Origin of the sequence: Nocardioides anomalus, from assembly GCF_011046535.1 — a bacterium.
Taxonomy (GTDB): Bacteria; Actinomycetota; Actinomycetes; order Propionibacteriales; family Nocardioidaceae; genus Nocardioides; species Nocardioides anomalus.
The window spans coordinates 621,796-647,176 of sequence record NZ_CP049257.1 but is presented as its reverse complement, the minus strand read 5'-3'; the positions used below and the strand labels follow the sequence as shown (position 1 = coordinate 647,176).

Genomic DNA, 25,381 nt, shown 5'->3' with positions numbered 1-25,381 from the left:
GCTCACCCCCCAAGAACTCTTGGGGAGGTGGCGCGGTGGCCGGGACCAGCAGCCTGCGCGTCGTGGCGCACCCGGTCCGGCTGCGGATGCTCTCGGTCCTGACCGGCACGGCGATGAGCGCGGCCGACCTGGCCCGCGAGCTGGGCATCAGCCACGCCAACGCGTCCTACCACCTGCGCCAGCTGGCCGAGCACGGCGAGGTCGTCGTGGCCGGCGAGCAGCGGATCCGGGGTGGGACGGCCAAGCTCTACCGCTACCCCCATGAGGCCGAGGGCGCCGACACCGGCGTCAGCGCGACCACCGAGGACCGGGTCCAGTACGCCCGCGCCGTCGCCCAGGAGGTCGAGCGCCGGCTCGTGGACCGGGCGCCGGACCGGCAGTCGCTGATGGCCGACCTGGAGGGCTGGGTCGCCCCCGAGGCGTGGGAGCGCGCCGCCGCGCTGGTGCGCGAGGCCTCGCGGCTGCTGCACGACGCCAACCGGCCGCCCGGCACCGAGGGCACCACCCACATCAGCCTCAGCGTCGTCGCGTTCCGGATGACCGGGGGCGAGCAGTGACCGGACGCGGCGCCGCCCTCGCCACGCTGCGCGAGCGCAACTTCCGCTGGTACTTCGTCTCCCGCCTCGTCAACGGCGTCGGCGGCACCATGGGCAGCATCGCCCTGGTCTTCGCGGTGCTGGAGGTCAGCAGCTCCGCGTCCGCCCTGGGCGTCGTCCTGGCCGCCCACAGCATCCCGATGGTGCTGTTCCTGCTGGTCGGTGGCGTGATCGCGGACCGGTTCGGGCGCACCCTGGTCATCCAGACCTGCAACGTCCTGTCCGGGCTCACCCAGCTCGCCATCGGCTTCCTGGTCCTCACCGGCACCGCCGAGCTGTGGCAGCTGGTCGCGCTCACCGCGGTCAACGGCGTGGTCAGCGCGGCCAGCCTCCCCGCGCTCGCCGGCGTGCTGCCGCAGCTCGTGCCGCGCGAGCAGCTGCAGCCGGCCAACGTGCTCATCTCCATGCAGCGCGGGGTGCTGAACGTCGGCGGCCCGGCCCTGGGCGGCGTGCTGGTCGTGACCATCGGCGCCGGGTGGGCGGTGGCCATCGACGGCGTGACCTACCTGCTGTCCGCGGCGGTCCTGCTCCTGGTGCGGCTGCCGCCGCCGGCCCCGCGGGACGAGCAGAGCTCGGTCCTGGTCGATCTGCGCGAGGGCTGGGGCTACTTCCGCCGGACGACGTGGCTGTGGGTGGTGGTGCTCGCGTTCTCCGCGCTCAACGCGTTCTACGTCGGGGGGTTCGAGACCCTGGGACCGGTGCTGGCCAAGGCCACGTCCATCGGCGAGGTGGGCTGGGGTCTGACCCTGTCGGCCGGAGCCGTGGGGCTGCTCGTCACCACCGTGGTGATGCTGCGGGTGCGCCTCGAGCGGCCCCTGCTGTGGGGCATGGTCGGGTGCACCGGCTTCGGCGCCCCGATGCTGGCGCTCGGGATCCACCCGCACCTGGCCCTGGTCCTGGTCGCGGCCGTGGTGGGCGGTGCCGGCATCGAGCTGTTCAGTCTCGGCTGGAACCTGGCCCTGCAGGAGCACGTGCCCGAGGACATGCTCTCGCGGGCCATCTCCTACGACATGCTCGGCTCGATGGTCGCCGTCCCGGTCGGCCAGCTGCTGGTCGGACCGCTCGGCGTGGTGTTCGGGGTGCAGCACACGATCCTGGTCTGCGCGCTGCTCTTCGTGGCCATCAGCCTGGCCACGCTGGGGTCGCGCGCGGTGCGCGACCTCCAGCGTGTCCCGGCCGAGGTCAGCTGATGGTCACGTCCGCCCCGTTGTAGACCAGCTTCCAGTCCGCGGTGAACTGGGTGGGCGGCGTGTCCACGTCGATGACCTTGTTGGTGGTCACCCAGTCGATGAGCAGCTGGCGGATCTCCACCTGGGCGTTGTAGACCACCGGCGCGGTCTTCACCGCCGGGAAGCCGCCGCCGCCGGACTGGCGGTAGTTGTTGACCGCCAGGACGAACTGCGCGGCCGGGTCGACCGGCGCCCCGTCGTAGGACAGGTCGAGGATGCGGCTGCCGACGTCCTTGCCCACGTCGATCTTGTAGGTCAGGTGCTTGTCGAGACCACGGATCGCGTCGAAGTTGTAGTCGGGGATGCCGTTGGGCGCCGACGCCGTGGTGGCGTTGGTGAGCTGGGCGATCGTGTAGGGACCGGCGGTCGTCTGCTTCTTGAAGTACGCGGCCGAGAACTCGAGGTAGTCCTTGACGTCCTTGCCGGTGACCTTCACCCCGAGCAGGGTGTTGTCGTAGATGTAGAGCCCGGCGACGTCGCGGACGCTCACCTGACCCTGCGGGAACGACGCGGTCCGGCTGAACGGCGCGGCCTCCGAGAGCACCGGCAGGGTGGCGTCCGCACCGGTGAGCGCGGCCTTCACCGCCCCGGCCTGGACGTACTGGACGAAGTCGATGATCGGCACGTCCTCGACCACGGAGCGCTCGGCGGAGAGCAGCTTGGTGGAGGTGCCGATCGGGGCGTTGACGTAGGTGACGACCTTGTCGTGCTGGGCCCGGACCACCGCGGCGACCTTGAGGTTCTCCTTGGCGGTGTTGGAGTTGAGCAGGTGGCTGGCCGAGCGGACCAGCTTCCACTCCTTCTTGCGGGCCTTCCACTCCACGGTGAGGTTCATGACCGCGAGCCGCATGCCCCAGTAGTAGGGCTCGCAGAGCAGCACCTTCTTGCCGGTCTTGGCGTTGGTGACGAACCGCTCGGGGATCTCCTTGTGGGCGTGGCCCACCAGGATCGCGTCGATGTCGGGCACCTGCTCGGCGACCAGCGACGCGGCGTTCTCGGGGTAGGGCAGCGCGTCGCCGTACGACGAGGACGTGTCGGCCCCGGAGTGGGCCGAGACGATGACCAGGTCGCAGCCCTTCTTCTTCAGCTCGGGGACGTACTTCGCGGCCTGCTCGACCAGGCCGGGGAACTCGACCTTGCCCTGGACGTTGGCCTTGTCCCAGATCGCGACGCCCGGGGTGACCAGGCCGAGGATGCCGACCTTGAGCTTGCGGCCGCCACCGAGCTTGTACTTCTTGATGGTGTAGGGCGGGAAGACCGGCAGCTTGGTCGAGGGGTCGACCGCGTTGGCGCCGAGCAGCGGGAAGTCGAGCTGGCCCTGGTAGGCGCGCAGCGTGTCCATGCCGTAGTTGAACTCGTGGTTGCCGAGCGCGGCGGCGTCGTACTTCATCTGGTTCATCGCCGCGGCCATCGGGTGGGTGCCACCGGCGGTGATCGGCGCGACGCGCGCGTAGTAGTAGGCCAGCGGGGTGCCCTGGATGGTGTCGCCGGCGTCGAGGAGGAGGACCGGGCCGCGCTTGCGGTACTTCTTGCGCATCGCCTTGACCAGGGTGGCGACCTTGGCCAGCCCGATGTCGTTGTGCGCGGTGTCGTCGTACTCCTTGTTCTTGAAGTAGTCCCAGTTGAAGACGTTGCCGTGGGAGTCGGTGCTGCCCAGGACGGTCACCCGGACCTTGTGGGGGCGCTTGCCGCGCCGATCCAGGTCGAGGTCGTCCTCGTCGTCGGCGAACGCCGGGGCCGCGAGACCGGCTGCGGCCAGCGCCGCCGCGCCGGTGAGGACGCCGCGCCGGCCGGGCAGGCCGGCGTAGGCCTCGACGTCGGGGTGCGGCTCGTGCTCGCTGAGCGGCACGTGGTCGTGGGGGTGTGCGGGCATGACGAGGCTCCCGAGAGGTGAGGGGGTCGTCGTCCGGTCGGGCGACGCCCTTTTCCTATCAGGTTCCGCCGACGTTCAGCACCAGCGGTCGGCGAGCTCCCTGATCACGGTCAGGTTGCGGTTGGTGGCCACGCCGAGGTGCTTCTCGACGGCCGCGTTGGTGAGCCTGGCCTCGTGGTAGTTCGCGCCGAGGAGCAGGTGCACGGCCCGCCCGCCGACCTTGGCCACCTCCTCGGCGCTCCCGGCCTCCTCGACCTCGCGCACGGCGGCGGCCGTCGGCGTCTGCTTGAGCAGCGAGACGTAGTGGCGCCCGCTGTGCCCGAACGACGCGGCCTCCTCGGCGATCGCCTTGAGCTCCCTCGGCGTGAACACCACAGTCGGCACCGCGAAGCCGGCCTCGGCCGCGAAGGCCTCCTCCAGCGCGGCCTCGATCTTCGCCCGCGAGCGCAGCGTGGTGTCGAAGCGGACGTTGCCGGTGTTGATGTAGGTCTCGACGTCGGTGAACCCGGCCGCCTCGACCGCCGCGATGATCGAGGCCTTGGGGAACTTCCGCTTCGCGCCGAGGTTGATCGCGCGCAGGAAGCCGATGCGGGTCGCCACGAGGCGGATCGTAAATCGCTCGCGGCCCGGGTCGCGCTCCCCTAGCCTCATTGGCCGGTGAGATCAGCAGCCGGCCGGGGAGTCCCTGGGCCGGTCCTGCGCGTCGTACCTCACCGGACTGGTGCCTCCCGAGGCGACGGGTTCGACTCCCACCACCCACGAGCGGGCCGGCCAGGGGCGTGAGCGCCGGGCCGCCTTGCGGACCGACCCGTCAGCACGAGGGCCGGTGCCCCGCGACCCGACGTGCCCCGGCCCGCTCAGCTCCACCACCACCCGAGTGCCCCCTGGAAGGAGGCCGACCATGTCCCTGTTCACCACCCCCTTCACCGTGTTCCCCCACGAGCGCGCCCTCGAGTACGTCGACGGCGTGTGCACCCGCGTGCTCGGCCCCGGCCGGCACCAGGCGGTACGCCGCGCGACGTACCGCCGGGTCGAGGTGCTCGACCGCCTGGTCACCACCGCGCCGCAGGAGGTCCTCACCGCCGACGGCGTCGCGGTCCGCGTGACCGCGGCCGTGCGCTGGCGGGTCGTCGACCCGCGGGCGTTCGTCGAGCGCGTGCTGGACCCGGCGGCCGTCGTCTACCTGGCGGTCCAGGTCGCCCTGCGCGACGCCCTGGTCGCCGTCGAGGTGGAGCGGCTGGTCCGCGACGCCCGTCGGCTGGCCGGCGCGGCGCTGCTCGAGGCCGCCCGAGCCGCGGGCGCCCCGGTCGGCGTCGAGGTCGTCGACGTGGTGGTCAAGGACGTCGTCCTGCCGCCGGAGCTGCGCGCGGCGTACGCCGAGCTGGTCACGTCGCGGACCCGCGGCCTGGCCCAGCTCGAGGCAGCCCGCGCCGAGACGGCCGCGCTGCGGTCGCTGGCCAACGGGGCCAAGCTGCTCGAGGAGCACCCGGCCCTGGCGCGGCTGCGGCTGGTGCAGGCGCTGCCGTACGGCTCGAAGCTGGAGCTGTCGGTCAGCGAGTGACGACCGGCGTGGTGCGGATCAGCGGACCCGCACCACGTTGGTCCGCGCGGCCTTGTCGTGCAGGGCCTGGCGCTGGTCGTCCCACAGCGGCCAGAGCACGTCGAGCAGCGTGTAGAGCCCGATGACCGAGCCCACGAGCGGCACGAACGACAGCGCGGCGACACCGGCCTGGGTGAGCCAGCGCAGCAGGATCGCGCGCCACGGCAGCGGCCCGGGCTGGTCTCGCAGCCGGACCCGGAGCCCGAGCGCGAGCTTGCCGGGCGTGGCCTGCTTCCAGCGCAGCCAGCCGACGGTCCACACGAAACCGACGACCAGGCCGATCAGCCCCATCAGGGCCAGGGTGCCGGCCAGGTCGCTCTGCAGCTGGAACGGCGAGGGCTGCGGGCCGCCGGAGTCCGCGGCGCGCTCGAGGTCGTCGAAGTAGTCGCGGTAGGCGTCGACCACGCGGCCGTAGAACGGGATGTACAGCACCGCGCTGATCACCCCCAGCAGCAGCCCGTCGATGAGGTAGGCGCCCACCCGCTGCCACCACCCCGCGAGGGGGACGCCGTCCGGGGTGGTCGTCGCCTTGCCCCCGCCGGCACCGCCGTACGCCGGCTGGGCGCCGTAGTAGGCGCCCGCCGCCGGGGCCTGTGCCGGGGCGACGTGCTCGGTCCAGCGCGCGCCGTCCCAGTAGCGCAGTTGGGGCGGCTGCCCCGGCTGGGCCGGGACCGGGTCGGGGTGCCAGCCGGGCTGCGTCGTCACGTTGCGCAGGCTACCCAGTCGCCTAGAGGTTGCCGCGGGCCTCCTGCTCGCGCTCGATCGCCTCGAACAGCGCCTTGAAGTTGCCCTTGCCGAAGCCGAGCGAGCCGTGGCGCTCGATGAACTCGTAGAACACCGTCGGCCGGTCGCCCATCGGCTTGGTGAAGATCTGCAGCAGGTAGCCGTCCTCGTCGCGGTCGACCAGGATGCGGCGCTTCTTGAGCTCCTCGATCGGCACCCGCACCTCGCCGATGCGCGCGCGCAGCTCGGGGTCGTCGTAGTAGGAGTCCGGGGTGTCGAGGAACTCCACGCCGTTGGCCCGCAGGATGTCGACGCTGCGCAGGATGTCGTTGGTGGCCAGCGCGATGTGCTGGCAGCCGGCGCCGTCGTAGAACTCGAGGTACTCGTCGATCTGCGACTTGCGCTGGGCCACGGCCGGCTCGTTGAGCGGGAACTTCACCCGGTGGTTGCCGCTCGCGACCACCTTGCTCATGAGCGCGGAGTAGTCGGTGGCGATGTCGTCGCCGATGAACTCGGCCATGTTCGTGAAGCCGAGGACCTGGTTGTAGAACCTCACCCACTCGTCCATCCGGCCGAGCTCGACGTTGCCCACGCAGTGGTCGACGGCCTGGAAGAGCCGCTTCGGGTGACCCTCACGCCGCTGCACCGTGCTGGTCCGCGCGACGTAGCCGGGCAGGTAGGGCCCGGCGTACCGGCTGCGGTCGACCAGGGTGTGCCGGGTCTCGCCGTACGTCGCGATGGCGGCCAGGCGGACCGTGCCGTGCTCGTCGCTCTCGTCGTGCGGCTCGACCAGGACCGTCGCACCCGTCGAGCGCGCGTGGGCGATGCACCGGTCGACGTCGGTGACCTCGATGGCCAGGTCCACCACGCCGTCGCCGTGGCGGCGGTGGTGGTCGAGCACCGGGCTGTCGGGCGTGACGCCCCCGGTGAAGACGAACCGGGCGCTGCCGCTGCGCAGGACGTAGGACTTGGCGTCGCGGTAGCCGTTCTCCGGGCCGCGGTAGGCCTCGAGCTCCATGCCCATCGCGAGCTGGTAGAACTGCGCGGTCTGCGTGGCGTTGCCGACCACGAAGCAGACCGCGTCCTGGGCCACCACCGGGAACGGGTCGCTGCTCGCGTCGTACTCCACGAGGCCGACGAGCTGCTTGAGCTGCTCGAGGGAGAGGCCCGCCTGGACCTCCTCGTTGGTCAGGGCGGTGAGGGTGGACTCGCTCATGGCGTCACTGTGTCCGCAGCGGGCAATCTGTGCAACAGTTGCCCGACACGCTGTGCACTTTGTCCAGTCAGGAGCGCGAAGTGGACGACCTCGACCGCAGGGTGATCGACCTGTTCGCCGCCGAGCCCCGCATCGGCGTCCTCGAGGCCTCGCGCCGTCTCGGCGTCGCGCGCGGCACCGTCCAGGCCCGCCTGGACAAGCTCGAGGCCGGCGGCGTGGTCACCGGCTGGGGGCCGGACCTCTCCCCCGCTGCGCTGGGCTATCCGGTGACCGCCTTCCTCACCCTCGAGATCCGCCAGGACACCGAGTCCGGCGGCGGTCACGACCCGGTCGGTGCCCACCTGGCCGCGATCCCCGAGGTGCTCGAGGCGCACACCACGACCGGTGCCGGCGACCTGCTCGTCCGCGTGGTCGCGCGGTCGAACACCGACCTCCAGCGCGTCATCGACCTGGTCCTCGCCGACCCGGCCATCGTGCGGTCCTCGACGGTGATCGCGCTGGCGACGCAGGTGTCCTACCGCGTGCTGCCGCTGGCCGGCGTCGCGGAGTAGCCGACCAGCCGGTGCAGCCGCTCCTGCGACGCCGAGCCGGGGTCGGCGGTGTAGAGCCACAGGACCTGGCCCGGGTCCCCGGGCAGCACGAGGGACTCGAAGTTCAGTCGGAGCTCGCCGACGGCCGGGTGCGCGAAGCGCTTGGCGCCGTGCGTGTGCTGGTCGAGGCGGTAGCTCTCCCACATCCGTGCGAACTCCGCGGACTCCGCACGGAGGCCGGCCACCAGCGGGGCCGTCGGCCGGCAGGGTGTCGCGCAGGATCGCCACCATCTGCGCGTCGACGACGTCCCACTCGACGTAGACCTCGCGGGCGCGCCGGGCGAGGAAGAGCCACCGCGCCAGGTTGCGCTCAGCGGTCGGCAGGGCCGCGAAGTCGTCGAACAGCAGCCGGGCCGCGCGGTTGGTGCCGAGCACCTCCATCGTCGGCCCGTGGACGAGGCCGGGCACCGGCCCGAGCGCGTCGAGCATCGTCAGCAGCGCGGGCCGAACCCGCACCGGATCAGGCTCGGCGGGCGCGCCGGCCCGCAGCAGCGCACGCAGGTGTCGGCGCTCGAGCGGGTCGAGCCGCAGCGCGTCCCCGAGCGCGTCGAGCACCTGCTCGGAGACGTTGCCGGCGCGACCCTGCTCGAGCTTGACGTAGTAGTCGACGCTCAGCCCGGCGAGGGCGGCCACCTCCTCGCGTCGCAGCCCCTGGACCCGACGCCCCTCGGCGGCCGGCAGGCCGACGTCGGAGGGGACCAGCCCGGCGCGACGCGAGCGCAGGAAGCTCCCGACGTCGGTGGTGCCCGGCACGTCCCGAGCATGGCACGGGCCCCGGTCGCGCAGCGAGCGTCTCAGCGGCTCAGGCGAGGGGCTGGGAGAGCTCGAACATGTTCCCCCACGGGTCGCGGAAGAAGGCGAGCCGGGCGCTGATGTCCTCGATCTCGAACGGCTCGTCGACCACGTCCACGCCCCGGCGCCGCAGCTCGGCCAGCGTCGCGTCGACGTCGTCGACCCGGAGGCAGACGTGGTTCAGTCCGTTGACGGCGAGGCTGGCGTCGACGTCGTCGTACACCGCCTGAGGGGCGGCCCCCGGCCCGGCCAGGATCTCGAGGTGGAAGTCGTCCTGCGCGGGTGGCAGCACGTAGGCGAGGGTCAGGTCGCCGTACGGCCAGGTCTGCAGGACCCGCCACCCCAACGTGTCGACCCAGAAGTCACGGGCGGCGGCGAAGTCGGGGTAGCGGATCGCGGCGTGGTGGCCACGCATCGAGGCGAACGGGGAGCTGGGGTCCTGGGCCGGAGCGGCGGGGAGCGGCATGGCTCCATCCGACCAGCGCCCGGCCACCCGGAGGAGGCCGGGCCTGGTGCCGCTCCGCCCCAGGACCGCGAGAGCCACCCAACCCGAACGCCGGGCCGGATCAGCGCGTGGCCAGGTCCTTCCCGGCGCTCGCGGCGGCCTCCTCGGCCTCCTTCTTCATCATCGCGGCGAGCTCGGCGAACTCGTCCAGGGCGGGGTTCACGCCGACGAGGGTGAACTCGCGCTCGATGACGGTCAGGTCCGCTCCCCAGATGTCCACGAGGATCCGGCGCAGGTAGTCGGTGCTGTGGTCCCAGCCCTCGCGGGGGTGCCGGCGCCGTACGCGCCGCCGCGGGTGGTGATGAGCACGACCGGCTTGCCCTCGAGCAGGCGGGTGCCGTGGGGGGCGCCGGCGAGGACCAGGTCGAACCAGGCCTTGGCGTGCTGGGAGACACCGAAGTTGTAGAGCGGCAGCGCCAGGACGACGACGTCGGCGGCCTGGAGCTCGGCGGCGAGCTCGGCGGCCAAGGCAAGGCCCTCGCGCTGGGCGGGGGTGCGCTCGTCCTCGGCGACGAAGCCGGCGTGCACGGCGTTGGCCCACGCGTCGGCGGGCAGGGGGTCGACGCCGAGGTGGCGGTTGACCACGGGCACATCGGGGCGCACGGCGCGGAACTCGTCGAGCACCAGGTCGGCCAGGGCGGCGCTGGCCGAGGCCGGCCCCTGGATGGTGGCGTCGATGCGGAGCAGGGTCATCGGGTTCTCCTGGAGGCGAGTTGAATGTTCAACACGACCATACGACCTCCGAGTTGAATGTTCAAGTCGCTACGCTGGTGGCGTGACCGACCGCACCCCCGCGCCCGACGACGTCCCCTGGCTGGACGCGGCGCAGCTGCGGGACTGGCGCGCCCTCATGGGTCTGGTCATGACGCTGCCGCCGGCGCTGGACGCCGAGCTCAAGCAGGACGCGGGGCTGAACTCGTTCGAGTACCACGTGCTGGCCGCCCTGTCCGAGGCCGAGCACCAGGCGCTGCCGATGAGCGAGCTGGCGATCCTCTCCCGCGGCTCCCGCTCCCGGCTCTCCCACGCCGTCTCGCGGCTCGAGGACGCCGGATGGGTCGAACGCCGCGCCTGCGCGGAGGCGGGTGTGCGCACGGCGGCCCACCTCACGCCGGCCGGACGGCGCAAGCTGGAGGCGTCGGCCCCCGGGCACGTCCGCGAGGCCCGCCGGCTCGTCGTCGATCACCTCACCCCGGAGCAGTTCGCCGCGCTCGGTGAGGCCGCACGGATGATCCTCCGGCTGACCGCTCCCGAGTTGGACGAGGACAACGCCGAGGCCTGCCTGGCTGCCCTCGAGGGGCTCGACGCCGCAGGCTGAGCCGGCGTCAGCTGGCGCGGCTGGCCCACTCCCGGAGCCGGTCGATGCGCTTGCGGAGCACGTCGGCCGTGGCGACCGCGGCCGCGGGGCCGCCGCACTCCTTGCGCAGCGCGGCGTGGGTGATGCCGTGGGCCTGACCGGTCCGGTGGTGCCAGGCGGCGACCAGTCCGTTGAGCTCGCGGCGCAGCAGCGCGAGCTGCTCGTGGGTGGCGACCTCGCGGGGCTCGGGGTCGGGGCGGGCGGGCCTCTTGGCGCGGCGGTCGCTCTGGCGCTGGGCCAGCAGCTCGCGCATCTGGTCGGGCTCGAGCAGGCCGGGGATGCCGAGGAAGTCCATCTCCTCCTCAGAGCCGACGTGCACCTCGCCCTCGTGTCCGAACTCGGCGCCGTCGAAGAGCACGCGGTCGAAGTGCGCCTGCGAGCCGAGGGCCTCGAAGGGCACGGCCTCGAGCTCGGCCGAGGCGGCCTCGCCGGCCTGGGCACGGGCGAGCAGGTCGTCCTCGGCGGCGAAGAGGTCGCCCTCGTCGGACACCTTGCGCTGGAGCACGTGGTCGCGGGCGACCTCGAGCTCGGCGGCGTACTGCAGCAGCGAGGGCACCGACGGCAGGAACACCGAGGCGCTCTCGCCGCGGGCGCGGGCGCGCACGAAGCGGCCGACGGCCTGGGCGAAGAACAGCGGCGTGGAGACGGTGGTGGCGTAGACGCCGACCGCGAGCCGGGGCACGTCCACGCCCTCGGAGACCATCCGGACCGCGACCATCCAGCGCGAGTCGCCGGCGGCGAACTCGGAGATCTTCTTCGAGGCGCCCTTCTCGTCCGACAGCACCAGCGCGGGGGTCTCGCCGGTGAGCGACTTCAGGGTCCTGGCGTACGCGCGGGCGGCGTCCTGGTCGGAGGCGATCACCATCGCGCCGGCGTCGGGCACGTGGCGGCGCACCTCGGAGAGCCGCATGTCGGCGGCGCTGAGCACCGACGGGATCCACGAGCCCTCGGGGTCGAGCGCCGTGCGCAGCGCCTGGGCGGTCAGGTCCTTGGTCAGCGGCTCGCCGAGCCGGGCCGCGACCTCGTCGCCGGCGCGGGTGCGCCACTGGAGCTCGCCGGAGTAGGCCATGAACATCACCGGGCGGACCACCCGGTCGGCCAGCGCCTCGGCGTAGCCGTAGGTGTAGTCGGCCACCGAGCGCGGTACGCCGTCCGGGCCGGGCGCGTAGGTCACGAACGGGATCGGGTTGATGTCGGAGCGGAACGGCGTGCCGGTCAGCGCGAGGCGCCGGTGGGCCGGCTCGAAGGCCTCGCGCACGCCCTCGCCCCACGACAGCGCGTCGCCGGCGTGGTGGATCTCGTCGAGGATGACCAGCGTCCGGAACCGCTCGGTCCTGATGCGCAGCGCGAGCGGGTTCACGCCCACGCCGGCGTAGGTCACCGCGATGCCGAGGTAGTCCTGGGACGTCTTGCCCTTGCCCGCGGCGTACGCCGGGTCGATGGGGATCCCGGCGGTGGCCGCGGCCTCGGCCCACTGCAGCTTGAGGTGCTCGGTCGGCGCCACGATCGTGATCCGGTCAACCTGCCGGCGCCCCAGCAGCTCCGCGGCCACCGAGAGGGCGAACGTGGTCTTGCCGGCGCCGGGCGTGGCGACCGCGAGGAAGTCGCGGGGCATCGCGTCGAAGTACTGCGTCATCGCCGCCGACTGCCAGGCCCGCAGCGGCGTGGCCGTGCCCCAGGCCGCACGCTCGGGCCAGGCCGGACCGAGTCCGGGAGCCAGGTGCGCGGCGTCGTCGCCGCCCGTCACTCGGTGGAGCCCGAGTCGCCGTCGCCGTCGCCGTGCAGCGAGTCCCAGACTTCCTTGCACTCCGGGCAGACCGGGAACTTCTCGGGCGCCCGGCTCGGCACCCAGACCTTGCCGCACAGGGCCACGACCGGCGTGCCCATCACCATCGCCTCGGTGAGCTTGTCCTTGTCCACGTAGTGGCTGAACCGCTCGTGGTCACCCTCGTCGGTCGGGACCGTCCGCTCCTCGTGCCGGACGTCCTCCTCGACCGCCGTGCCCGTCCCGAAGCCGATGGTGCTCACGCTCCGGACTCTACGCCGCGCGGCGGGTGTGCCCGCAGTCGACAGGGCGCTCAGTTGAGCTCGGGGTCGGCCGGCCGGGTCGAGTGCCAGGCCAGCTCGCCGGGCTGGCGGCGGAGCACGTCACGCCACAGCTCGCCGGTGTCGCTGCGGAAGGCGTCGACGGCCCGACCGGGGACGACGTACCAGCTGCCCTCGTCGATCTCGCCGGCCAGCTGCTCGGCGTCCCAGCCGGCGTACCCGGCGAAGATCCGCATGCCGGCCAGCGAGCCGGTGACCAGCTCGACCGGGGTGTCCAGGTCGACCAGGCCGAGTGGGCCGTCGACCTCGCGGAAGCCGACGGGGACGTCGTCGCCGTCGCGCAGCAGGGCCACGCCGAGCGCGCCCTCGCGGCTGACGGGGCCGCCGTGGAAGAGCACCTCGGGGTCGGAGGCGATGTCGCCCCACGGCTCGAGCACGTCGGCGACGGGGACGACCGAGGGCCGGTTGAGCACGACGCCGAGGGCGCCGTTCTGGTCGACGTCGAGCATGAGCACGACGGTGTCGACGAAGTTGGGGTCGAGCAGCTGGGGCGTGGCCACGAGGAGCATCCCGGCACGCACCTCGGCCGACGGGTCCATACCGCCATCATCACCCATGACCGCGCGACGAGGAGGCCGGAACGCCGACGACCCCGGGGCGCGCGGGGAGGGAGGGTGCGCGGCCCGGGGTCGCCGAGTCTGGGGGCCCGGAGGGCCTGGGGGGTCAGGCGACGAGCGCCGCCCGCAGCCGCTCGAGCAGCGACGCACGCTCGCCGGTCCCGGTGGGCGCGGCGGCCGGCAGTGTGCGCCGGGCGTCCTCCTCGAGCCGGGCGCCGACGGCGGCGGCCCGGTCGTCGGAGGCGCTGGCCAGCCCGGCCATCACGGCCAGGAGCACGTGCTCCTTGGCGGCGGACGTGCGCATCATCGCGGCGGTCGCCTGGTCGCCGGGATCGGCGCGGCGGGCGTCGAGCACGGCCCGCACACCGGGCAGCTCGGCCGCGGTCAGCTGCCAGGCGCGCACGACGGCACCGGGCAGGTCGACCGGCTGGTGCAGCTGCTCGCGCTCGATCCGGCCGGCGAGCCGGGTGTGCCACTTCAGCTGCAGGGCGCCGAGGACCTCGCGCTCGTCGGCGAAGACGGCGCCGACGCCGTCGATGTCGGTGGGGAGCACGCCGTCGCGGCGCGCGTCGGCCGCGGCGATGACGGCGCGCAGCACGTCTCCACGGCGGTGGAAGGACGTCCAGGTCATGGGGCGTTCCTCTCTGCTGGGCAGGTCCGCGGCAGCGGTCCCGGCACTCACATACTCTGAGTACGTACCCAGAGTACGTCGACGTACCCGCGGTATGCCAGGCGTCCGGCAGTGATGCTGCGCACGGTGATCCTCGCCATACCGGCGGTCGGTTCCTACACTCTCGGGATGCCCAAGTCGGTGACCCGCCTGGTGCCCAAGGTGCCCTCCGTGCCCGGAGCCAGCCGGCGCCAGCAGTACTCCGCCTCGACCAAGCGCGCGCTGGTCGACATGGCGGAGGGGCTGTTCACCGAGCACGGCTACGCCAACACCTCGCTCGACCAGATCGTGGCGGGTGCGCAGGTGACCAAGGGCGCGCTCTACCACCACTTCAGCGGCAAGCAGGCCCTCTTCGAGGCGGTCTTCGAGCGGGTCGAGCAGGACTCCTCGCGCTTCATCAACCGAGAGCTCAAGGGCCAGCGGGACCCGTGGGAGAAGGCCCGGGCCGGGCTGCGGGCGTTCCTGGCCGTGGTGCGCGAGGAGCGCTACCGCCGCATCGTCATCCAGGACGGCCCGGCGGTGCTGGGCTACGAGCGGTTCCGCGAGCAGGAGGAGCGCTCGACGTTCGCGACCGTGCTCGACATCGTCCGCTCCGTCCTGGGCGCCGGGGCGTGGGAGCTCGACGAGCCCATGCTCCAGACCTTCGCGCGGATCTTCTTCGGCGCGATGTCCTCGGCCGGGGAGTCCGTGGCCACCGCCGAGGACCCCGAGGAGTCCGCGGAGCGGGTCGAGGCCGCGATCGGCTTCATCATCGCCGGCTTCCGCGCGCTGGCCGACGCGGGCACCCAGCCCGAGTGGGTCGGGCTGGACTGAGCAGCGGCTACTTGGTGAAGCGGACCGAGCCGCCGGTCTGCGGCACCAGCTCGATCCAGGTGTGGCCCGCCGGCACGGTCAGCTCGCCGGCCGCGGTCGAGAGCTTGAGCGGGGCGCCGAGCGAGGCCTTCGACCACTGACCGCGCACCAGCCGCCCGTCGTGGAAGATCATGGCCTGGCCCTGGCCGGTGAACTTGGTCTCCGGCACGGGGTTGCCGGCGGGGTCGGTGTAGCCGGCGTCGTCGACCTTGACCCGCAGCACCAGCACCGTCGTGGCAGGGAACTCGTCGCCCTGCGCGGCGTAGGTGTTCTCGTTGACGTAGGTGCCGGCCCGGAAGGTCCAGTTCGTGGTGTGGCCGCCCGAGAACGACGCCGCGATGGTCCGCGCGGGCTGGCCCTGCGCGAAGTCCTTCTCCTCGCCCCAGGGCAGGTAGTCGTCCGGGCGCTCGGCGTCGTCCTGCTTGGCCAGGGTGACGGTCTGGCTCATGTCGGTGAACAGGTTGTACGGCGCGGAGCGGCTCGAGTCGCGGTAGAAGCCCTTGTCGCCCTCGGTGAAGTAGTCGATGCCGGCGTCGCCGATCCGGTTGAGCGTCACCTGGGCGGCACCGGAGGTGACCACGTCGGCGTGCACCGGAGAGACGATGCCGATGTCGCTGGCCCGCATCGAGCGGACCGGCCCGACGTTCCCCGGGATCTGGGAGTAGTAGAACGCCGCCAGGCGGGTCATCCCGCCCTCGACCAGCTCCTCGACCACCATGTCGGCCTCGCCGAGCCCCTGCTGCGGCGCACTGGCGTAGGTGTTGTCCATCTTGAGCACCATCACGGGGTGCTTCTGGGCGGCCTCCGCCGAGCCCTCGACGGGCAGGCCGGTCAGCGGCCAGGTGGAGGCCAGCTCTGCGCCGGCCGCGACGTTCTGCGCCTCGGGGCCGTCGCTCTCGTCGTCCCCGCCCCCGCCGCCGCCACAGCCGGCGAGCACGAGGGAGGTGGCCAGCAGGGCCACCGCGGTCCGGGTGGACACGGCCCGACTACGCACGCGGTTGCTCCGATCCGGGGGCTTCTCTACTGAACTGGTGGACTTCGATGGTCCGCCACACCTGACTGCGACGCCGGGAGGCGCGCCGGAGTTCCGCCCCGGTGCGACCGGCGGTCTGGTCAGCCGAGCTTGGCCCCGCCGTCGACGTACAGGGTCTGGCCGGTGATGTAGGACGCCTCGTCGCTGCACAGGAACGCCGCCGCGGCCGCGATGTCGGCCGGCTCGCCCACGCGCTTGACCGGGTTGGCCTCCGCGTTGAGCTTGCGGAACTCGTCGACGTCCATCTTGAGCCGGCGCGCGGTGGCGTCGGTCATCTCGGTGGCGATGAAGCCCGGCGCGATCGCGTTGGCGTTGATGCCGTAGGGGCCGAGCTCGATGCCGAGCGTGCGGGTGAAGCCCTGGACACCCATCTTGGCCGCGGAGTAGTTGGCCTGCCCGCGGTTGCCGAGCGCGCTCACGCTGGAGAGGTTGAGGACCTTGCCGTAGCGCTGCTCGACGAAGTGCCGCTGGGCCGCGCGGGTCATGAGGAACGCACCGCGCAGGTGCACGCCCATGACCAGGTCCCAGTCCTCGTCGGTCATCTTGAACAGCAGGTTGTCGCGGGTGATGCCGGCGTTGTTGACCAGCACGTGGATGCCGCCGAGCTCCTCGACGACCCGGGTCACCGCGGCCTCGGCCGCCTCGGTGTTGCTGACGTCGGCGCCCACGCCGATGGCCTTGGCCTCGCCCTGGAGCGGGAGGCGCTCGGCCGCCGCGGCGGCGGCGGACTCGTCGAGGTCCACGACCGCGACCGACGCCCCCTCCTCAGCGAAGCGGGTGGCGCACCCGAAGCCGATGCCCTGTGCGGCACCGGTGATGACGACAACTCGACCGTCGTAGCGACCCATGGCCCTGCACTCTAGGACGCCCTGAGGAGCGGGCCGTCAACGGGCCGTGGCCTGCGGCCAGCGCACGTCGGGGAAGGCACCCGCGAGCCGGCCCTGCTCCGCGGCGTAGCCGTCGATCGCGCCGGTGACACCGCGGTACCAGAAGTCCTCCTGCTCCGCGGCCTCCAGCATGTCGAGCCAGCGGGCGAAGACCTGGCTGAGCGCGAGGAGCGCCGCGGGCAGCTCCTCGACGGCGAGCAGGGCCATCGCGCCCTCCTTGAGCACGTCGAAGACGGAGAGGAGGTACTCACCGGCCGCCACCGTGGCGCCGTCGACCATCGTCGCGGTCCACTCCAGCGCGATGGCGAGGTTCAGCGAGGCGGTGGCCACCTCGGTGAAGCCGTCGACCTGGCGGCCGGCGCTGATCCGGTAGTTCTCGTCGCCCTCGAGCCAGGTCCGGCGCGTCGGCAGCTCCTCCGGGTCGACCAGGCGCTCGGCCGCGCTCACCTCGTCGCTGCCGCGGCGCAGCTGGCGCGCCTCGTCGCGCAGGACGCGCGACTCCCCGAGGCCCTCGAACACCGCGTCCGCCGCTGCACGGAGCTGCCGGGTCACGCCGTGCACGGGCACCACCCAGCCGCCGAGCACGCCGCCGCACCGGCGGTCCAGCGCCTCCACGGCGCGATCGGCCTCGTCGGCCTGCTCGTGGACCTTGCGCCGGACGTCGTTGACCTGGTCGTTGGTCCACACCGGGTCGCTCACCGGCGACCGACCCGGCCCGTGAGCTCGGAGTAGCGCATGCCCTGGAGCGCGTCGACCGCGTCGTGGACGTTGGCTGGGCGCTCAGCGAGGCCGCCATGTCCCCGCCCTCGGCCGAGGCCTGCGGCACCAGCCGGCGCAGCGTCTCCACGACGCTGCGGTAGGCCTCCGGCAACCCGGCCCGCACCCCGGCGGCACTGAAGCACCGGTCCTCGATGGCCAGGTCGTCCTCGAACAGCGCCGGCACCGACACCGCCGCCTGCTGCCACCGGTCGGCGTCGCGGCGCAGGTCGTCGGCCACCACCTTGGTCATGCGGCCCGCCTACCCGTGGCCGGACCGGCCTGGAACCCGGGGCTCAGCCCAGGGCGACCCGCAGCCGGTCGCCGTACGCCGCGCGCTCGGTGTCGTCGGCGTACGGGGTGCGCGGCCAGAAGAAGCCGCGCAGCCCGTCGCCCTTGGTGCGCGGCACGACGTGCAGGTGCAGGTGCGGGACGGACTGGCTGACGGTGTTGTTCATGGCCACGAACGATCCCTGTGCGCCGAGGCCGTCGACGACCGCGGTGGCCAGCCGCTGGGCGGCCTCGAGGAAGCCGTCGCGCAGGCCGGCCGGGAGGTCGGGCAGGGTGACGACGTGCTCGCGCGGCACCAGGAGCACGTGGCCCTTGAAGACCGGGCGCTGGTCGAGGAAGGCCACGAGGTCGGGCTCGTCGAGCACGATCTCCGCGGGGAGCTCGCCGGCGACGATGCGGCAGAAGACGCAGGCGGGGTCGGTGTTCAGGGCCGGCTCGCCGTCGAGCCCGCCGCCCACTCCAGGTCGACCTCGGGTGCGAGCTGGGCCAGGATCCGGCGCCCGGCCAGCAGCAGGTCGCGGACCTCGGGCACCGAGATCGAGTAGACGACCTCGCCGTCGCGCCGGGTGGACACCACCATCTGCGCCTTGCGGAGCACGCTGAGCTGCTGGGACAGGTTGCTGGGCTCGATCTCCACGTGATCGCGCAGCTCGTGCACGGCGTGCGGTCCCTCGCAGAGCAGCTCGAGGATGCGGATCCGGGCCGGGTGGCCGAGCGTGCGGAACAGCTCGGCCTTGGCCTGGTAGAGCGGTACGGCCATGTCGGTGCAAGCCCCTCGGGTCGGACGTCGGGCTCCGCGCCCCCCGCGCAGCCCCGAGGGACGGCAGTTTGTCACATGAAAACTTCTTCAATTACCCTGGTGTCACCACGGGGACGGCCCCTGACGGGGACGGGAGGCTCGAACGTGGACGTGGGGACCACCGACCAGCGGGCCTGGTCGCTCGCGCCGCACCTGGTCGTGGTCCGCGCCACCGGCGACGCCGCCGAGTGGCTCAGCCCGGACAGCGGCACCACCTGCCGGCTCGAGGCGGTGGGTGAGTACGTCGTCCTGCGCCGGGTCGGGACCCGCGTGACGCCGGTCGTGGCCGGGACCGTGCTCCCCGACGAGGCCGCCGTCCTGCTGACCGACCCCGACGCGGTGTCCGCGCGCCGGGCCGCCGCACACGCGATCGTCGCGGTCGATGCGGGCGTCCGCGACTGACGGTCCACCCGGTCTCCGCGGCCCGGTAACGATCCGGCCTCGGCGCGAACCCCCGTCCTCCCGGCGGCATCACGGCTCACGTGACCCCCGCCCCCGCGCTCCCCTCGTCCGCCGGTCCGCTCGCGCCCGCCCGGGTCCGCCCGGACCGGTTCCTGGTCGGCGCCGTGGTCGTCGCCACGCTGCTGCGCCTGCCCGGGCTGCTGGCGACGCCGGGCTCGGACGAGGCCGGGTTCCTGCTCGTGGCGCGGTCCTGGTCGCCAAGCGCGGACAGCCTGTACGGGCCCTACTGGGTCGACCGCCCGCCGGTCCTCCTCGCGGCGTACCGCTGGAGCGACGCGCTGGTGCCCGACCTGCTCCCGGTGCTCGGCCCGCGGCTGCTCGCCCTGGTCCTCTCCGCCGGCCTGGTGGTCGCGGTGCACCGGCTCGCGGCGCGGGTCGCCGGTCGCGACCCGGCCCGGGTCGCGACGGTCGTGGCGGTGGCGCTGCTCTCGGACCCGGACCTGTCGGGCTGGACGGCCAAGGGCGAGGTGCTGGGCACGCCGCTGGTCGCGGTGTCCTGGCTGCTGCTGGTCCGGGCGCTGGACACCGGGTCGGCGCGGGCGGCGCTGCTGGCCGGCGTCTGCGCGACCACCGCGGCGGGGTGCAAGCAGAGCCTGGTGGGCGGGCTGGTGCTCGGCGCGGTGCTGCTGGTCGCGTCCTTCCTCGGCGCCCGGGTCGCGCCGGCGCGGGTCCTCGCCGTGGCGGGTCGCTGGGCGCTCGGCGCGGCCCTTCCGGTGCTCGCCGTCCTGGCCTGGATCGCGGTCAGCCCGGCCACGGTGGCGGCCGGGTGGTACCAGGTCGTCGGCTTCCGCGCCGACGCCTCCGCGGTCCTCGCGGCCAGCGACTCGCGGGCACCGGTCGAGCGGGCCCACGACCTGGCCAGGCTGTTCGTGACCTGCGGGATGGCACCGCTGCTCGTGCTGGCCGTCGCCGGTGCCCGCCGCTGGTGGTCGCGGTGGCCCGCGCTGTCGCTCGCCCTGCTGGTCACCACCGGCGTGGACCTGGCCGGCGTGGTGGTCAGCGGCAGCTTCTGGCACGCCTACCTGGTGCCGCTCGTCCCGGACGTGGCCCTGCTGGCGGGGCTGGTGGCGTCGGCCGCCCCGCCGTGGCGGTCCCTGGCTCGCGCCGTCGCGGCGCTCTGCGTGGTGGCCGCGCTGCCGGCGTACGCCGGGTTCGCGCGCGACCGGCTCGTCGACCCGACGCCGACCGGCCCGTGGCAGGTCGGCGTGGCCATCGCCGACGCGGCCGGGCGCGACGACACCGTGGTCAGCCTGTACGGCAGCGCGGAGCTCGTGGAGGCGTCCGGGCTGCGCTCGCCCTACCCGCACCTGTGGTCGCTGCCCATCCGCACCCTCGACCCCGACCTGGCCGGACTCCGCGCGGTGTTGGCCGGCCCGGACGCACCGACGTGGGTGGTCGGCGTGCTGCCGCTCAGCTCCTGGCACATCGACGCCGACCACCGGCTGCGGGAGGTGCTGCTGCAGCACTACCGGCTGGCCACGCCGCCGTGCGGACCGCTGGTCTGGGTGCGCGCGGACGTGGTGCGCCCGGCCCTGCGGCTCGAGTGCTGACGTGTGCCGCCCGGGTGGGTGGGCACCGGTCCGCATGGCCGACGACCCTCTCGAGCGCAGCGTGGACAAGCCGATGTACGGCGAGCGCCGGCCGCACGGACCGGCGATCCTCGGCGTCGTCGCGATGGTCGTGGTGATCGTGGCGATCATCGCCCTGCTCACCTGGCTCCGCTACCACACGTGACCTCCGACGGCGGGCTGGACGAGCGGCTCGACCGGATCGCTGAGCACCCGTTCCGCGCGCGGTTCCACCTGCGGGGTCGTGGGCGCGCCACCGCCGAGCTCCGCGGCGTCGCCACGATGCGCGCCACGCGGCCGTGCTGATCGCCGACCGGCTCGCGCCGCAGCTGCCTGCTGAGGTGGCACGGCATCGACACGGGACGGGCGCTCACCCGGGAGGCGCGGACGTACGTCGTCGACGTGGTCGGGCGCTGGATCGGGCGTGAGCTGTCGCGTCCGTGACGGCTAGCGTGGCCGGGTGAGCCGCTTCGCCGTCGCGCTCGAGCACGCCTGGGAGGCGGCCCGTCGGGGGCGTGGCGGCGTGCCCACGGACTTCCGGATCGAGGCCTACCTCGGCCACGGTGGCCCGGCACGCGTCGTGGTCCGCGGCCGGGTCCTGGACGACCCGCCGCTCAGCGAGGCGGTCGAGGGCGAGGGCGTCGGGGCGGCGCTGCGGCGCACGCTGCGGGGGTTCCTGACCGACGAGCTCCCCGGCGTACCGCTGCGGGTGGAGGTGGGCGGCGCGAGCGCCGAGGTGGTCTCGGACGCGGAGGGCTACTTCGTGGCGCGGCTCGCCGCTGTCGACCTGACCGCGCCCTGGACCGACGGCACCGTGACCCTCGCCGCGGCCTACCGCGGGCTCGAGTCGGCTCCGCCAGCACCCGTGCGCGTGCGGGTCCCGGCGCCGGGCGCGCGGTTCGGCGTGGTGTCCGACATCGACGACACGGTCCTGCAGACCGGCGTGCAGCGCGCCGGGCTGATGCTGCGGCAGACCCTCACCGGCTCCGCGCTCACCCGCACGCCGTTCCCCGGCGCGGCCGCGCTCTACCGCGACCTCGCCGACGACGACACGAACCCGTTCTTCTACGTCAGCTCGAGCCCGTGGAACCTGCACGCGTTCCTGGTCGCCTTCCTCGAGCACCGCGGCTTCCCGCTCGGGCCCGTCCTGCTGCGCGACCTGCTCGGCGCCGGCGGCGGGCGCGAGCCCAAGCACGGGCGGATCCGCGAGGCGCTGACCACCCACCCCGACCTGCCGTTCGTGCTCATCGGCGACTCCGGCGAGCGCGACCCGCAGGTGTACGCCGACGTGGTCCGCGAGTTCCCCGACCGGATCCTCGCGGTCTACATCCGCGAGGTGCGCCTCGACCCCGGCGACGGGCGCGTCGAGGCGGTCACCGACGCCCTCGACCACGACGTGCCGTTCGTGCTCGCCGCCGACAGCGACGCCGTGCGCCGCCACGCCGAGTCGATCGGGCTGCTCAGAGCTCGCGGCTGAAGAAGAGCAGCCACTGCCGCAGCCCCTCCGGGGCGTCCCAGTACGCCGGGACCTCCTCGAAGCCCAGGCTGCGGTAGAGCCCGATCGCCTCGGCCTGCAGCGGCCCGGTGTCCAGCACCAGCCTCGCGTAGCCCAGCCGCCGGGCCTCGGCCACCACCGCCTCGCCCAGCGCGCGCCCGGCCCCCACGCCGCGGCGCTCGACGTACATCCGCTTCATCTCGGCGACTCCCTGAGCGGAGCGCCGCAGCGCCACCGCGCCCACCGCCGCGCCGTCGTCGGCGCGGGCCAGCAGGAGCGCCCCGCCCTCGGCCTCGGCGTAGCGCCCCGGGAGCCCGGCCAGCTCGGCCTCCCAGGCGTCCGGGTCGAAGTAGGCGTGCAGCTGGTCCAGGTGCTCGGCGTGCCGCTCGTCCTGCCAGACCAGGAAGGCCCGCCACAGCCGGCGCACCTCGTCCAGGTCGGCCGCCGTCGCCGCCGCCCGGACCTCCACGTCAGCCCCGCCGGAGCCTGAGGCGCGTGCCGTCGCTGTCGTACTCCTTGCCCAGGTCGGCGTGGGCGTTGATGGACCAGGTCTCCGGCACGGGGCCGGGGTAGCAGCGCTGCGGGACCGAGACCGAGACGACGTGCCCGGCGACGTCCCAGCGTGCCTGGAGGCCGCGGCACGCCACCTTGGCGCAGGACTCCTCGCCGCACCGGAAGGCCTTGGCGCTCGCGCCGCTGCCCCGGTGCCGCACGTCGATGGCCATGCCGTCGTAGGTCCGGCCCTCGTAGCCGAAGGTGAACGTCCCGGCCGTCGTCAGCCCGGGGACGGTGACCTTGATCTTCACGCGACGGACCGCGTTGGTCGCGTCGATCGCCGTGATGTCGATGGCCGCCGGGGCGTCGCCGACGGTCGTGTCCTTGTGGCCCGACTCGGCGTGCGCCGGGGCGGCGGTGAGGGACACGAGCGCCGCGGCAGCGGCGGCCAGGGTCAGCAGGGGTCGGCGCACGGACCAGACCGTAGGGGCGGCCCGGGTGGCCGTCAACGAGGTTCAGCCGCGGGCCAGCGCCTCGGACGCCGCGCCGCGTCCGGTCCGGACCGCGCCCTCCATGTAGCCCGCTACCCACTGGTCAGACCCACACACGTAGAACGGTGGCTCGTGCGTCCCGTGGAGCGGGCCGACGCGCAGCACGTCGCCGGGCTGCCACTGGGTGACGTAGCCCTGGGTCCAGGGGTCGGTGCCCCAGAGCCGCTCGAAGGTGGCCACCGGCTCGAGGGCCGGGGGGCCGAACCACGAGGCGAGCTCGGTCAGCGCCTCCTCGCGGCGGAAGCGCGGGTCGGTGGAGAGGTACGCCGCGATGCGCTCGGGCGGGACGAGGCAGGACAGGACGCCGTCGTCGGTCTGCGGCCAGGAGGAGCCGAGGACGCCCTCGGACTCGGTCAGGCCGTTCTGGCCGCGGTCGCGCCAGAACGGCCGGTCGTACGCCGCCACGAACTTCGCGGCCAGCGCGTGTCGCTGGCGGTGCAGCGACTCCAGGCGCGCGTCGGAGACGCCCTCGACGGCGACGTCGCGCAACGGCCCCACGGGCAGGGCGCTGACCACGGCGGCGGCGTGCACGACCTCGCCGGAGTCGAGGGTGACGGCGCAGCCGGCGGCCGCGACCTTGACCCCGCGCACCGGCACGCCGAGGCGCACCCGGTCTCCGAGCTCCGCGGCGAGCCGCAGCGCGACGGTGGCCGAGCCCTCGGCCACGCGGAGGTTCTCCCACTCGTCGTAGTCGTAGAGCCCTCGGGTCGTGGTCACCGCGCACTTGCGCAGCAGCGAGAGCATCGAGGTCCGCTCTGACGAGCCGGCGCTGAGCCCGAGCTGCGCGGCCTCGATGGCCCGGCGAACGGCGGGCGTGGCGCCGACCAAGCGCAGCCAGTCGCCCACCGAGGCGCGGTCGAGGACGGCGGCCGACGGGTGCGACCACGGGTCGGCGGGGTCGACCGTGTCGCACAGCGCGGTGAAGGCGGCCTCCACGGCCGCCTGCGACGCGTGGTCCGCGGGCTCGAAGAACGCGGGCGAGTCGCCGACGTGCAGCCCGTCGTGCAGCGCGTAGGTGAGCTCGCCCGGCTCCGCGACGTACGACGGCACGAGGGTGAGGCCCAGCTCGGCGACGAGGGCCTGGTAGGCGGTGTGCGCGTTGCCCACCACCTCGCCGCCGAGCTGGACGAGCCGGCCGTCCTCGAGCCTCACCTGCTCCACACGCCCCCCGACGCGCGAGCGGGCCTCGAGGACGACCACGTCGGCGCCGCCGGCGGCGAGGTCGCGTGCGGCGCAGAGCCCCGCGAGCCCGGCGCCGAGGACCAGGACGTCGTAGGCCATCAGGGCAGCACCAGGCAGTGCTCGGGCCGCCAGCCCAGGCGCACGCGCTCGCCGTCGTGCCAGCGCTCCTCGGTGCGCGAGCGGTCGGTGTTCTGCTCCAGCACGGCGAGCTCGACGCCGTCGGCCACCTCCAGGAGGTACGTCGTGGTCGCGCCGCCGTAGACCGTGGCCTTGACCAGCCCGTCGGTCTGCACCATGTCGGGCGTCAGCTCGGAGAGCCAGATCTTCTCCGGGCGCACGGCCACGGTGACCTGCGAGCCGTCGGCCACGCCGGCCAGCGGACCGGTACGCAGCGCTACCGCGCCCGGCAGCATCAACACCCCGTCGCGGTAGGCACCGGTCATCTGGTTGGCGGTGCCGATGAAGCCGGCCACGAACGCCGTGGCCGGGCGCTCGTAGACGTCCTCGGGCGTGCCCACCTGGTGCACCTGGCCCTCGCACATCACCGCGACCGCGTCGGACATCGTCAGCGCCTCGTCCTGGTCGTGGGTGACGAAGACGAAGGTGATGCCGACCTCGCGCTGGATCTTCTTCAGCTCCACCTGCATGGTCCGGCGCAGCTTGAGGTCGAGCGCGGCCAGCGGCTCGTCGAGCAGCAGCACCGAGGGGCGGTTGACCAGGGCGCGGGCCAGGGCGACCCGCTGCCGCTGGCCGCCGGAGAGCGAGCGCGGCTTGTCCTTGTCCCGGCCGGTCAGCTGGACCAGCTCGAGCACCTCGCCGACCCGGCGGCGGACCTCGGCGCGCGGCACCCGGCGCCGGCGCAGCCCGAAGGCCACGTTGTCCCAGATCGAGAGGTGGTCGAAGAGCGCGTAGCTCTGGAAGACGGTGTTGACGTCGCGCCGGTGCGGCGGCTGCTCGGTGACGTCCTGGCCGTGCAGCAGCACGGCGCCGCGCGTGGGGTCGACGAAGCCGCCGACCATGCGCAGCGTGGTGGTCTTGCCGCAGCCCGAGGGGCCGAGCAGCGAGAAGAACGCCCCGGGCTCGACAGCCAGGTCGAGGTCGTGCACGACGTTGGCGCCGCCGTAGGACTTGGCCACACCGCGCAGCTCCACAGCGGCGTCGGTGCGGGTCGCGACGGGCGGGTCGGAGACGACGGTCAT

General features: G+C 73.6%; 33 protein-coding genes and 1 pseudogene. 12 read left to right on the top strand and 22 right to left on the bottom strand.

Translation table 11 applies throughout. From position 1 onward, the window contains the following. Positions 1-35: 35 nt before the first annotated feature. Complete coding sequence (locus tag G5V58_RS03395) at positions 36-557, top strand: ArsR/SmtB family transcription factor (RefSeq protein WP_230487044.1); 522 nt, start codon at positions 36-38, stop codon at positions 555-557. Then, entirely contained in the window at positions 554-1,786 is a 1,233-nt protein-coding gene (locus G5V58_RS03390; RefSeq protein ID WP_196240628.1) for an MFS transporter, read from the top strand. Before G5V58_RS03395 ends, G5V58_RS03390 begins: the two co-directional genes overlap by 4 nt. On the opposite strand, the gene G5V58_RS03385 is transcribed toward G5V58_RS03390, so the two are convergent. After that, positions 1,779-3,698 (bottom strand): bifunctional metallophosphatase/5'-nucleotidase, encoded by a 1,920-nt coding sequence (locus G5V58_RS03385; RefSeq protein ID WP_165228762.1) that lies wholly within the window; start codon positions 3,696-3,698, stop codon positions 1,779-1,781. The genes G5V58_RS03390 and G5V58_RS03385 overlap by 8 nt on opposite strands. Positions 3,699-3,773: 75 nt before the next feature. After that, on the bottom strand, positions 3,774-4,298 hold the full coding sequence (locus tag G5V58_RS03380; RefSeq protein WP_230487043.1) for a DUF1697 domain-containing protein: 525 nt from the start codon (positions 4,296-4,298) through the stop codon (positions 3,774-3,776). Between the two features lie 301 nt (positions 4,299-4,599). Here G5V58_RS03380 and G5V58_RS03375 point away from each other — a divergent pair, with 301 nt between their 5' ends. After that, the gene (locus G5V58_RS03375; RefSeq protein ID WP_165228760.1) at positions 4,600-5,259 is read left to right on the top strand and encodes an SPFH domain-containing protein; all 660 of its coding nucleotides are present in this window, start codon (positions 4,600-4,602) and stop codon (positions 5,257-5,259) included. An 18-nt stretch (positions 5,260-5,277) separates the two neighbouring features. On the opposite strand, the gene G5V58_RS03370 is transcribed toward G5V58_RS03375, so the two are convergent. Next, positions 5,278-6,003, bottom strand: a complete 726-nt coding sequence (locus tag G5V58_RS03370) for an RDD family protein (RefSeq protein WP_165228758.1) — start codon at positions 6,001-6,003, stop codon at positions 5,278-5,280. A 22-nt stretch (positions 6,004-6,025) separates the two neighbouring features. Next, a complete protein-coding gene (gene hppD / locus G5V58_RS03365; protein ID WP_165228756.1) occupies positions 6,026-7,237 on the bottom strand; it encodes a 4-hydroxyphenylpyruvate dioxygenase in 1,212 nt (403 codons plus the stop codon). Positions 7,238-7,317: 80 nt separating this feature from the next. Here hppD and G5V58_RS03360 point away from each other — a divergent pair, with 80 nt between their 5' ends. Continuing rightward, positions 7,318-7,788 carry an Lrp/AsnC family transcriptional regulator gene (locus tag G5V58_RS03360; RefSeq protein WP_196240553.1) on the top strand — a complete coding sequence of 157 codons (471 nt, stop codon included), beginning with the start codon at positions 7,318-7,320 and terminating at the stop codon, positions 7,786-7,788. Here the strand turns inward: G5V58_RS03360 and G5V58_RS26325 are convergent. The 5 genes and pseudogenes from G5V58_RS26325 to G5V58_RS03345 all read right to left on the bottom strand — a co-directional run bounded on the left by G5V58_RS26325 (position 7,752) and on the right by G5V58_RS03345 (position 9,817). After that, positions 7,752-8,012: an MmyB family transcriptional regulator gene (locus G5V58_RS26325; RefSeq protein WP_268991258.1), complete on the bottom strand. Its 261-nt coding sequence runs from the start codon at positions 8,010-8,012 to the stop codon at positions 7,752-7,754. The genes G5V58_RS03360 and G5V58_RS26325 overlap by 37 nt on opposite strands. Before the next feature lie 70 nt (positions 8,013-8,082). Next, a pseudogene (locus G5V58_RS26640) lies at positions 8,083-8,580 on the bottom strand (helix-turn-helix transcriptional regulator); the annotation flags it as partial. 49 nt (positions 8,581-8,629) lie between these two features. Next, a complete protein-coding gene (locus G5V58_RS03350) occupies positions 8,630-9,085 on the bottom strand; it encodes a VOC family protein (protein WP_165228752.1) in 456 nt (151 codons plus the stop codon). Between the two features lie 100 nt (positions 9,086-9,185). Beyond that, entirely contained in the window at positions 9,186-9,344 is a 159-nt protein-coding gene (locus G5V58_RS25775) for a hypothetical protein (RefSeq protein ID WP_230487042.1), read from the bottom strand. Next, positions 9,320-9,817, bottom strand: a complete 498-nt coding sequence (locus G5V58_RS03345) for an NAD(P)H-dependent oxidoreductase (RefSeq protein ID WP_230487041.1) — start codon at positions 9,815-9,817, stop codon at positions 9,320-9,322. The genes G5V58_RS25775 and G5V58_RS03345 overlap by 25 nt, the downstream gene beginning before the upstream one ends. Positions 9,818-9,899: 82 nt before the next feature. On the opposite strand from G5V58_RS03345, the gene G5V58_RS03340 reads away from it, so the two are divergent. Further along, positions 9,900-10,439: a MarR family winged helix-turn-helix transcriptional regulator gene (locus tag G5V58_RS03340; protein WP_230487040.1), complete on the top strand. Its 540-nt coding sequence runs from the start codon at positions 9,900-9,902 to the stop codon at positions 10,437-10,439. A 7-nt stretch (positions 10,440-10,446) separates the two neighbouring features. Here G5V58_RS03340 and G5V58_RS03335 read toward each other — a convergent pair whose 3' ends face one another. The 4 genes from G5V58_RS03335 to G5V58_RS03320 form a co-directional block, all read right to left on the bottom strand. After that, positions 10,447-12,114, bottom strand: a complete 1,668-nt coding sequence (locus G5V58_RS03335; RefSeq protein ID WP_230487317.1) for a DEAD/DEAH box helicase — start codon at positions 12,112-12,114, stop codon at positions 10,447-10,449. Between the two features lie 107 nt (positions 12,115-12,221). Next, the gene (locus G5V58_RS03330) at positions 12,222-12,506 is read right to left on the bottom strand and encodes a DUF3039 domain-containing protein (RefSeq protein ID WP_230487039.1); all 285 of its coding nucleotides are present in this window, start codon (positions 12,504-12,506) and stop codon (positions 12,222-12,224) included. Between the two features lie 50 nt (positions 12,507-12,556). Further along, on the bottom strand, positions 12,557-13,123 hold the full coding sequence (locus G5V58_RS03325; protein ID WP_230487038.1) for a YqgE/AlgH family protein: 567 nt from the start codon (positions 13,121-13,123) through the stop codon (positions 12,557-12,559). A gap of 124 nt (positions 13,124-13,247) precedes the next feature. Continuing rightward, complete coding sequence (locus G5V58_RS03320; protein WP_165228744.1) at positions 13,248-13,772, bottom strand: hypothetical protein; 525 nt, start codon at positions 13,770-13,772, stop codon at positions 13,248-13,250. A 168-nt stretch (positions 13,773-13,940) separates the two neighbouring features. Here G5V58_RS03320 and G5V58_RS03315 point away from each other — a divergent pair, with 168 nt between their 5' ends. Continuing rightward, positions 13,941-14,624 (top strand): TetR/AcrR family transcriptional regulator, encoded by a 684-nt coding sequence (locus G5V58_RS03315; protein ID WP_165228743.1) that lies wholly within the window; start codon positions 13,941-13,943, stop codon positions 14,622-14,624. A gap of 7 nt (positions 14,625-14,631) precedes the next feature. Here G5V58_RS03315 and G5V58_RS03310 read toward each other — a convergent pair whose 3' ends face one another. The 5 genes from G5V58_RS03310 to G5V58_RS03290 form a co-directional block, all read right to left on the bottom strand. Beyond that, complete coding sequence (locus G5V58_RS03310) at positions 14,632-15,642, bottom strand: DUF3048 domain-containing protein (RefSeq protein WP_165228741.1); 1,011 nt, start codon at positions 15,640-15,642, stop codon at positions 14,632-14,634. A 134-nt stretch (positions 15,643-15,776) separates the two neighbouring features. Beyond that, entirely contained in the window at positions 15,777-16,544 is a 768-nt protein-coding gene (locus G5V58_RS03305) for an SDR family NAD(P)-dependent oxidoreductase (protein ID WP_165228739.1), read from the bottom strand. A gap of 36 nt (positions 16,545-16,580) precedes the next feature. Continuing rightward, positions 16,581-17,282: a hypothetical protein gene (locus tag G5V58_RS03300; protein ID WP_165228737.1), complete on the bottom strand. Its 702-nt coding sequence runs from the start codon at positions 17,280-17,282 to the stop codon at positions 16,581-16,583. 353 nt (positions 17,283-17,635) lie between these two features. Beyond that, positions 17,636-18,088 (bottom strand): HIT family protein, encoded by a 453-nt coding sequence (locus tag G5V58_RS03295; RefSeq protein WP_230487037.1) that lies wholly within the window; start codon positions 18,086-18,088, stop codon positions 17,636-17,638. Continuing rightward, positions 18,055-18,390 carry an ArsR/SmtB family transcription factor gene (locus tag G5V58_RS03290; RefSeq protein ID WP_165228735.1) on the bottom strand — a complete coding sequence of 112 codons (336 nt, stop codon included), beginning with the start codon at positions 18,388-18,390 and terminating at the stop codon, positions 18,055-18,057. Before G5V58_RS03290 ends, G5V58_RS03295 begins: the two co-directional genes overlap by 34 nt. 144 nt (positions 18,391-18,534) lie before the next feature. On the opposite strand from G5V58_RS03290, the gene G5V58_RS03285 reads away from it, so the two are divergent. From G5V58_RS03285 to G5V58_RS03265, 6 genes are all read left to right on the top strand, one after another. Further along, entirely contained in the window at positions 18,535-18,831 is a 297-nt protein-coding gene (locus G5V58_RS03285) for a hypothetical protein (protein WP_165228733.1), read from the top strand. 80 nt (positions 18,832-18,911) lie between these two features. Further along, entirely contained in the window at positions 18,912-20,441 is a 1,530-nt protein-coding gene (locus G5V58_RS03280) for an ArnT family glycosyltransferase (protein WP_165228731.1), read from the top strand. A gap of 34 nt (positions 20,442-20,475) precedes the next feature. Then, complete coding sequence (locus G5V58_RS03275) at positions 20,476-20,625, top strand: hypothetical protein (protein WP_165228729.1); 150 nt, start codon at positions 20,476-20,478, stop codon at positions 20,623-20,625. Beyond that, entirely contained in the window at positions 20,622-20,765 is a 144-nt protein-coding gene (locus G5V58_RS25770) for a hypothetical protein (RefSeq protein WP_230487036.1), read from the top strand. Before G5V58_RS03275 ends, G5V58_RS25770 begins: the two co-directional genes overlap by 4 nt. A gap of 27 nt (positions 20,766-20,792) precedes the next feature. After that, entirely contained in the window at positions 20,793-20,903 is a 111-nt protein-coding gene (locus tag G5V58_RS26635) for a DUF4186 family protein (protein ID WP_407939742.1), read from the top strand. Between the two features lie 16 nt (positions 20,904-20,919). Beyond that, positions 20,920-21,936: an App1 family protein gene (locus G5V58_RS03265; protein ID WP_165228727.1), complete on the top strand. Its 1,017-nt coding sequence runs from the start codon at positions 20,920-20,922 to the stop codon at positions 21,934-21,936. On the opposite strand, the gene G5V58_RS03260 is transcribed toward G5V58_RS03265, so the two are convergent. Genes G5V58_RS03260 through G5V58_RS03245 form a run of 4 tightly spaced genes read right to left on the bottom strand, consistent with a single transcriptional unit; the run spans position 21,920 to position 25,381 of the window. Beyond that, positions 21,920-22,423: a GNAT family N-acetyltransferase gene (locus tag G5V58_RS03260; RefSeq protein ID WP_165228725.1), complete on the bottom strand. Its 504-nt coding sequence runs from the start codon at positions 22,421-22,423 to the stop codon at positions 21,920-21,922. The two genes, G5V58_RS03265 and G5V58_RS03260, sit on opposite strands and share 17 nt — an antisense overlap. Before the next feature lies 1 nt (position 22,424). Continuing rightward, positions 22,425-22,922, bottom strand: coding sequence for a hypothetical protein (locus G5V58_RS03255; protein ID WP_165228723.1), 498 nt, complete (start codon positions 22,920-22,922; stop codon positions 22,425-22,427). 42 nt (positions 22,923-22,964) lie between these two features. Then, positions 22,965-24,281, bottom strand: coding sequence for a flavin monoamine oxidase family protein (locus tag G5V58_RS03250; RefSeq protein ID WP_165228721.1), 1,317 nt, complete (start codon positions 24,279-24,281; stop codon positions 22,965-22,967). Further along, positions 24,281-25,381 carry an ABC transporter ATP-binding protein gene (locus tag G5V58_RS03245; protein ID WP_165228719.1) on the bottom strand — a complete coding sequence of 367 codons (1,101 nt, stop codon included), beginning with the start codon at positions 25,379-25,381 and terminating at the stop codon, positions 24,281-24,283. Before G5V58_RS03245 ends, G5V58_RS03250 begins: the two co-directional genes overlap by 1 nt.

Bases quoted from the DNA above. Each gene is read 5' to 3' on its own strand.
- G5V58_RS03385 (WP_165228762.1), bottom strand. From the start codon at position 3,698: ATGCCCGCACACCCCCACGACCACGTGCCGCTCAGCGAGCACGAGCCG.
- G5V58_RS03375 (WP_165228760.1), top strand. From the start codon at position 4,600: ATGTCCCTGTTCACCACCCCCTTCACCGTGTTCCCCCACGAGCGCGCC.
- hppD (WP_165228756.1), bottom strand. From the start codon at position 7,237: ATGAGCGAGTCCACCCTCACCGCCCTGACCAACGAGGAGGTCCAGGCG.
- G5V58_RS03350 (WP_165228752.1), bottom strand. From the start codon at position 9,085: ATGCCGCTCCCCGCCGCTCCGGCCCAGGACCCCAGCTCCCCGTTCGCC.
- G5V58_RS03345 (WP_230487041.1), bottom strand. From the start codon at position 9,817: ATGACCCTGCTCCGCATCGACGCCACCATCCAGGGGCCGGCCTCGGCC.
- G5V58_RS03335 (WP_230487317.1), bottom strand. From the start codon at position 12,114: ATGACGCAGTACTTCGACGCGATGCCCCGCGACTTCCTCGCGGTCGCC.
- G5V58_RS03325 (WP_230487038.1), bottom strand. From the start codon at position 13,123: ATGGACCCGTCGGCCGAGGTGCGTGCCGGGATGCTCCTCGTGGCCACG.
- G5V58_RS03320 (WP_165228744.1), bottom strand. From the start codon at position 13,772: ATGACCTGGACGTCCTTCCACCGCCGTGGAGACGTGCTGCGCGCCGTC.
- G5V58_RS03315 (WP_165228743.1), top strand. From the start codon at position 13,941: ATGCCCAAGTCGGTGACCCGCCTGGTGCCCAAGGTGCCCTCCGTGCCC.
- G5V58_RS03305 (WP_165228739.1), bottom strand. From the start codon at position 16,544: ATGGGTCGCTACGACGGTCGAGTTGTCGTCATCACCGGTGCCGCACAG.
- G5V58_RS03290 (WP_165228735.1), bottom strand. From the start codon at position 18,390: ATGGCCGTACCGCTCTACCAGGCCAAGGCCGAGCTGTTCCGCACGCTC.
- G5V58_RS03275 (WP_165228729.1), top strand. From the start codon at position 20,476: ATGGCCGACGACCCTCTCGAGCGCAGCGTGGACAAGCCGATGTACGGC.
- G5V58_RS03250 (WP_165228721.1), bottom strand. From the start codon at position 24,281: ATGGCCTACGACGTCCTGGTCCTCGGCGCCGGGCTCGCGGGGCTCTGC.
- G5V58_RS03245 (WP_165228719.1), bottom strand. From the start codon at position 25,381: ATGACCGTCGTCTCCGACCCGCCCGTCGCGACCCGCACCGACGCCGCT.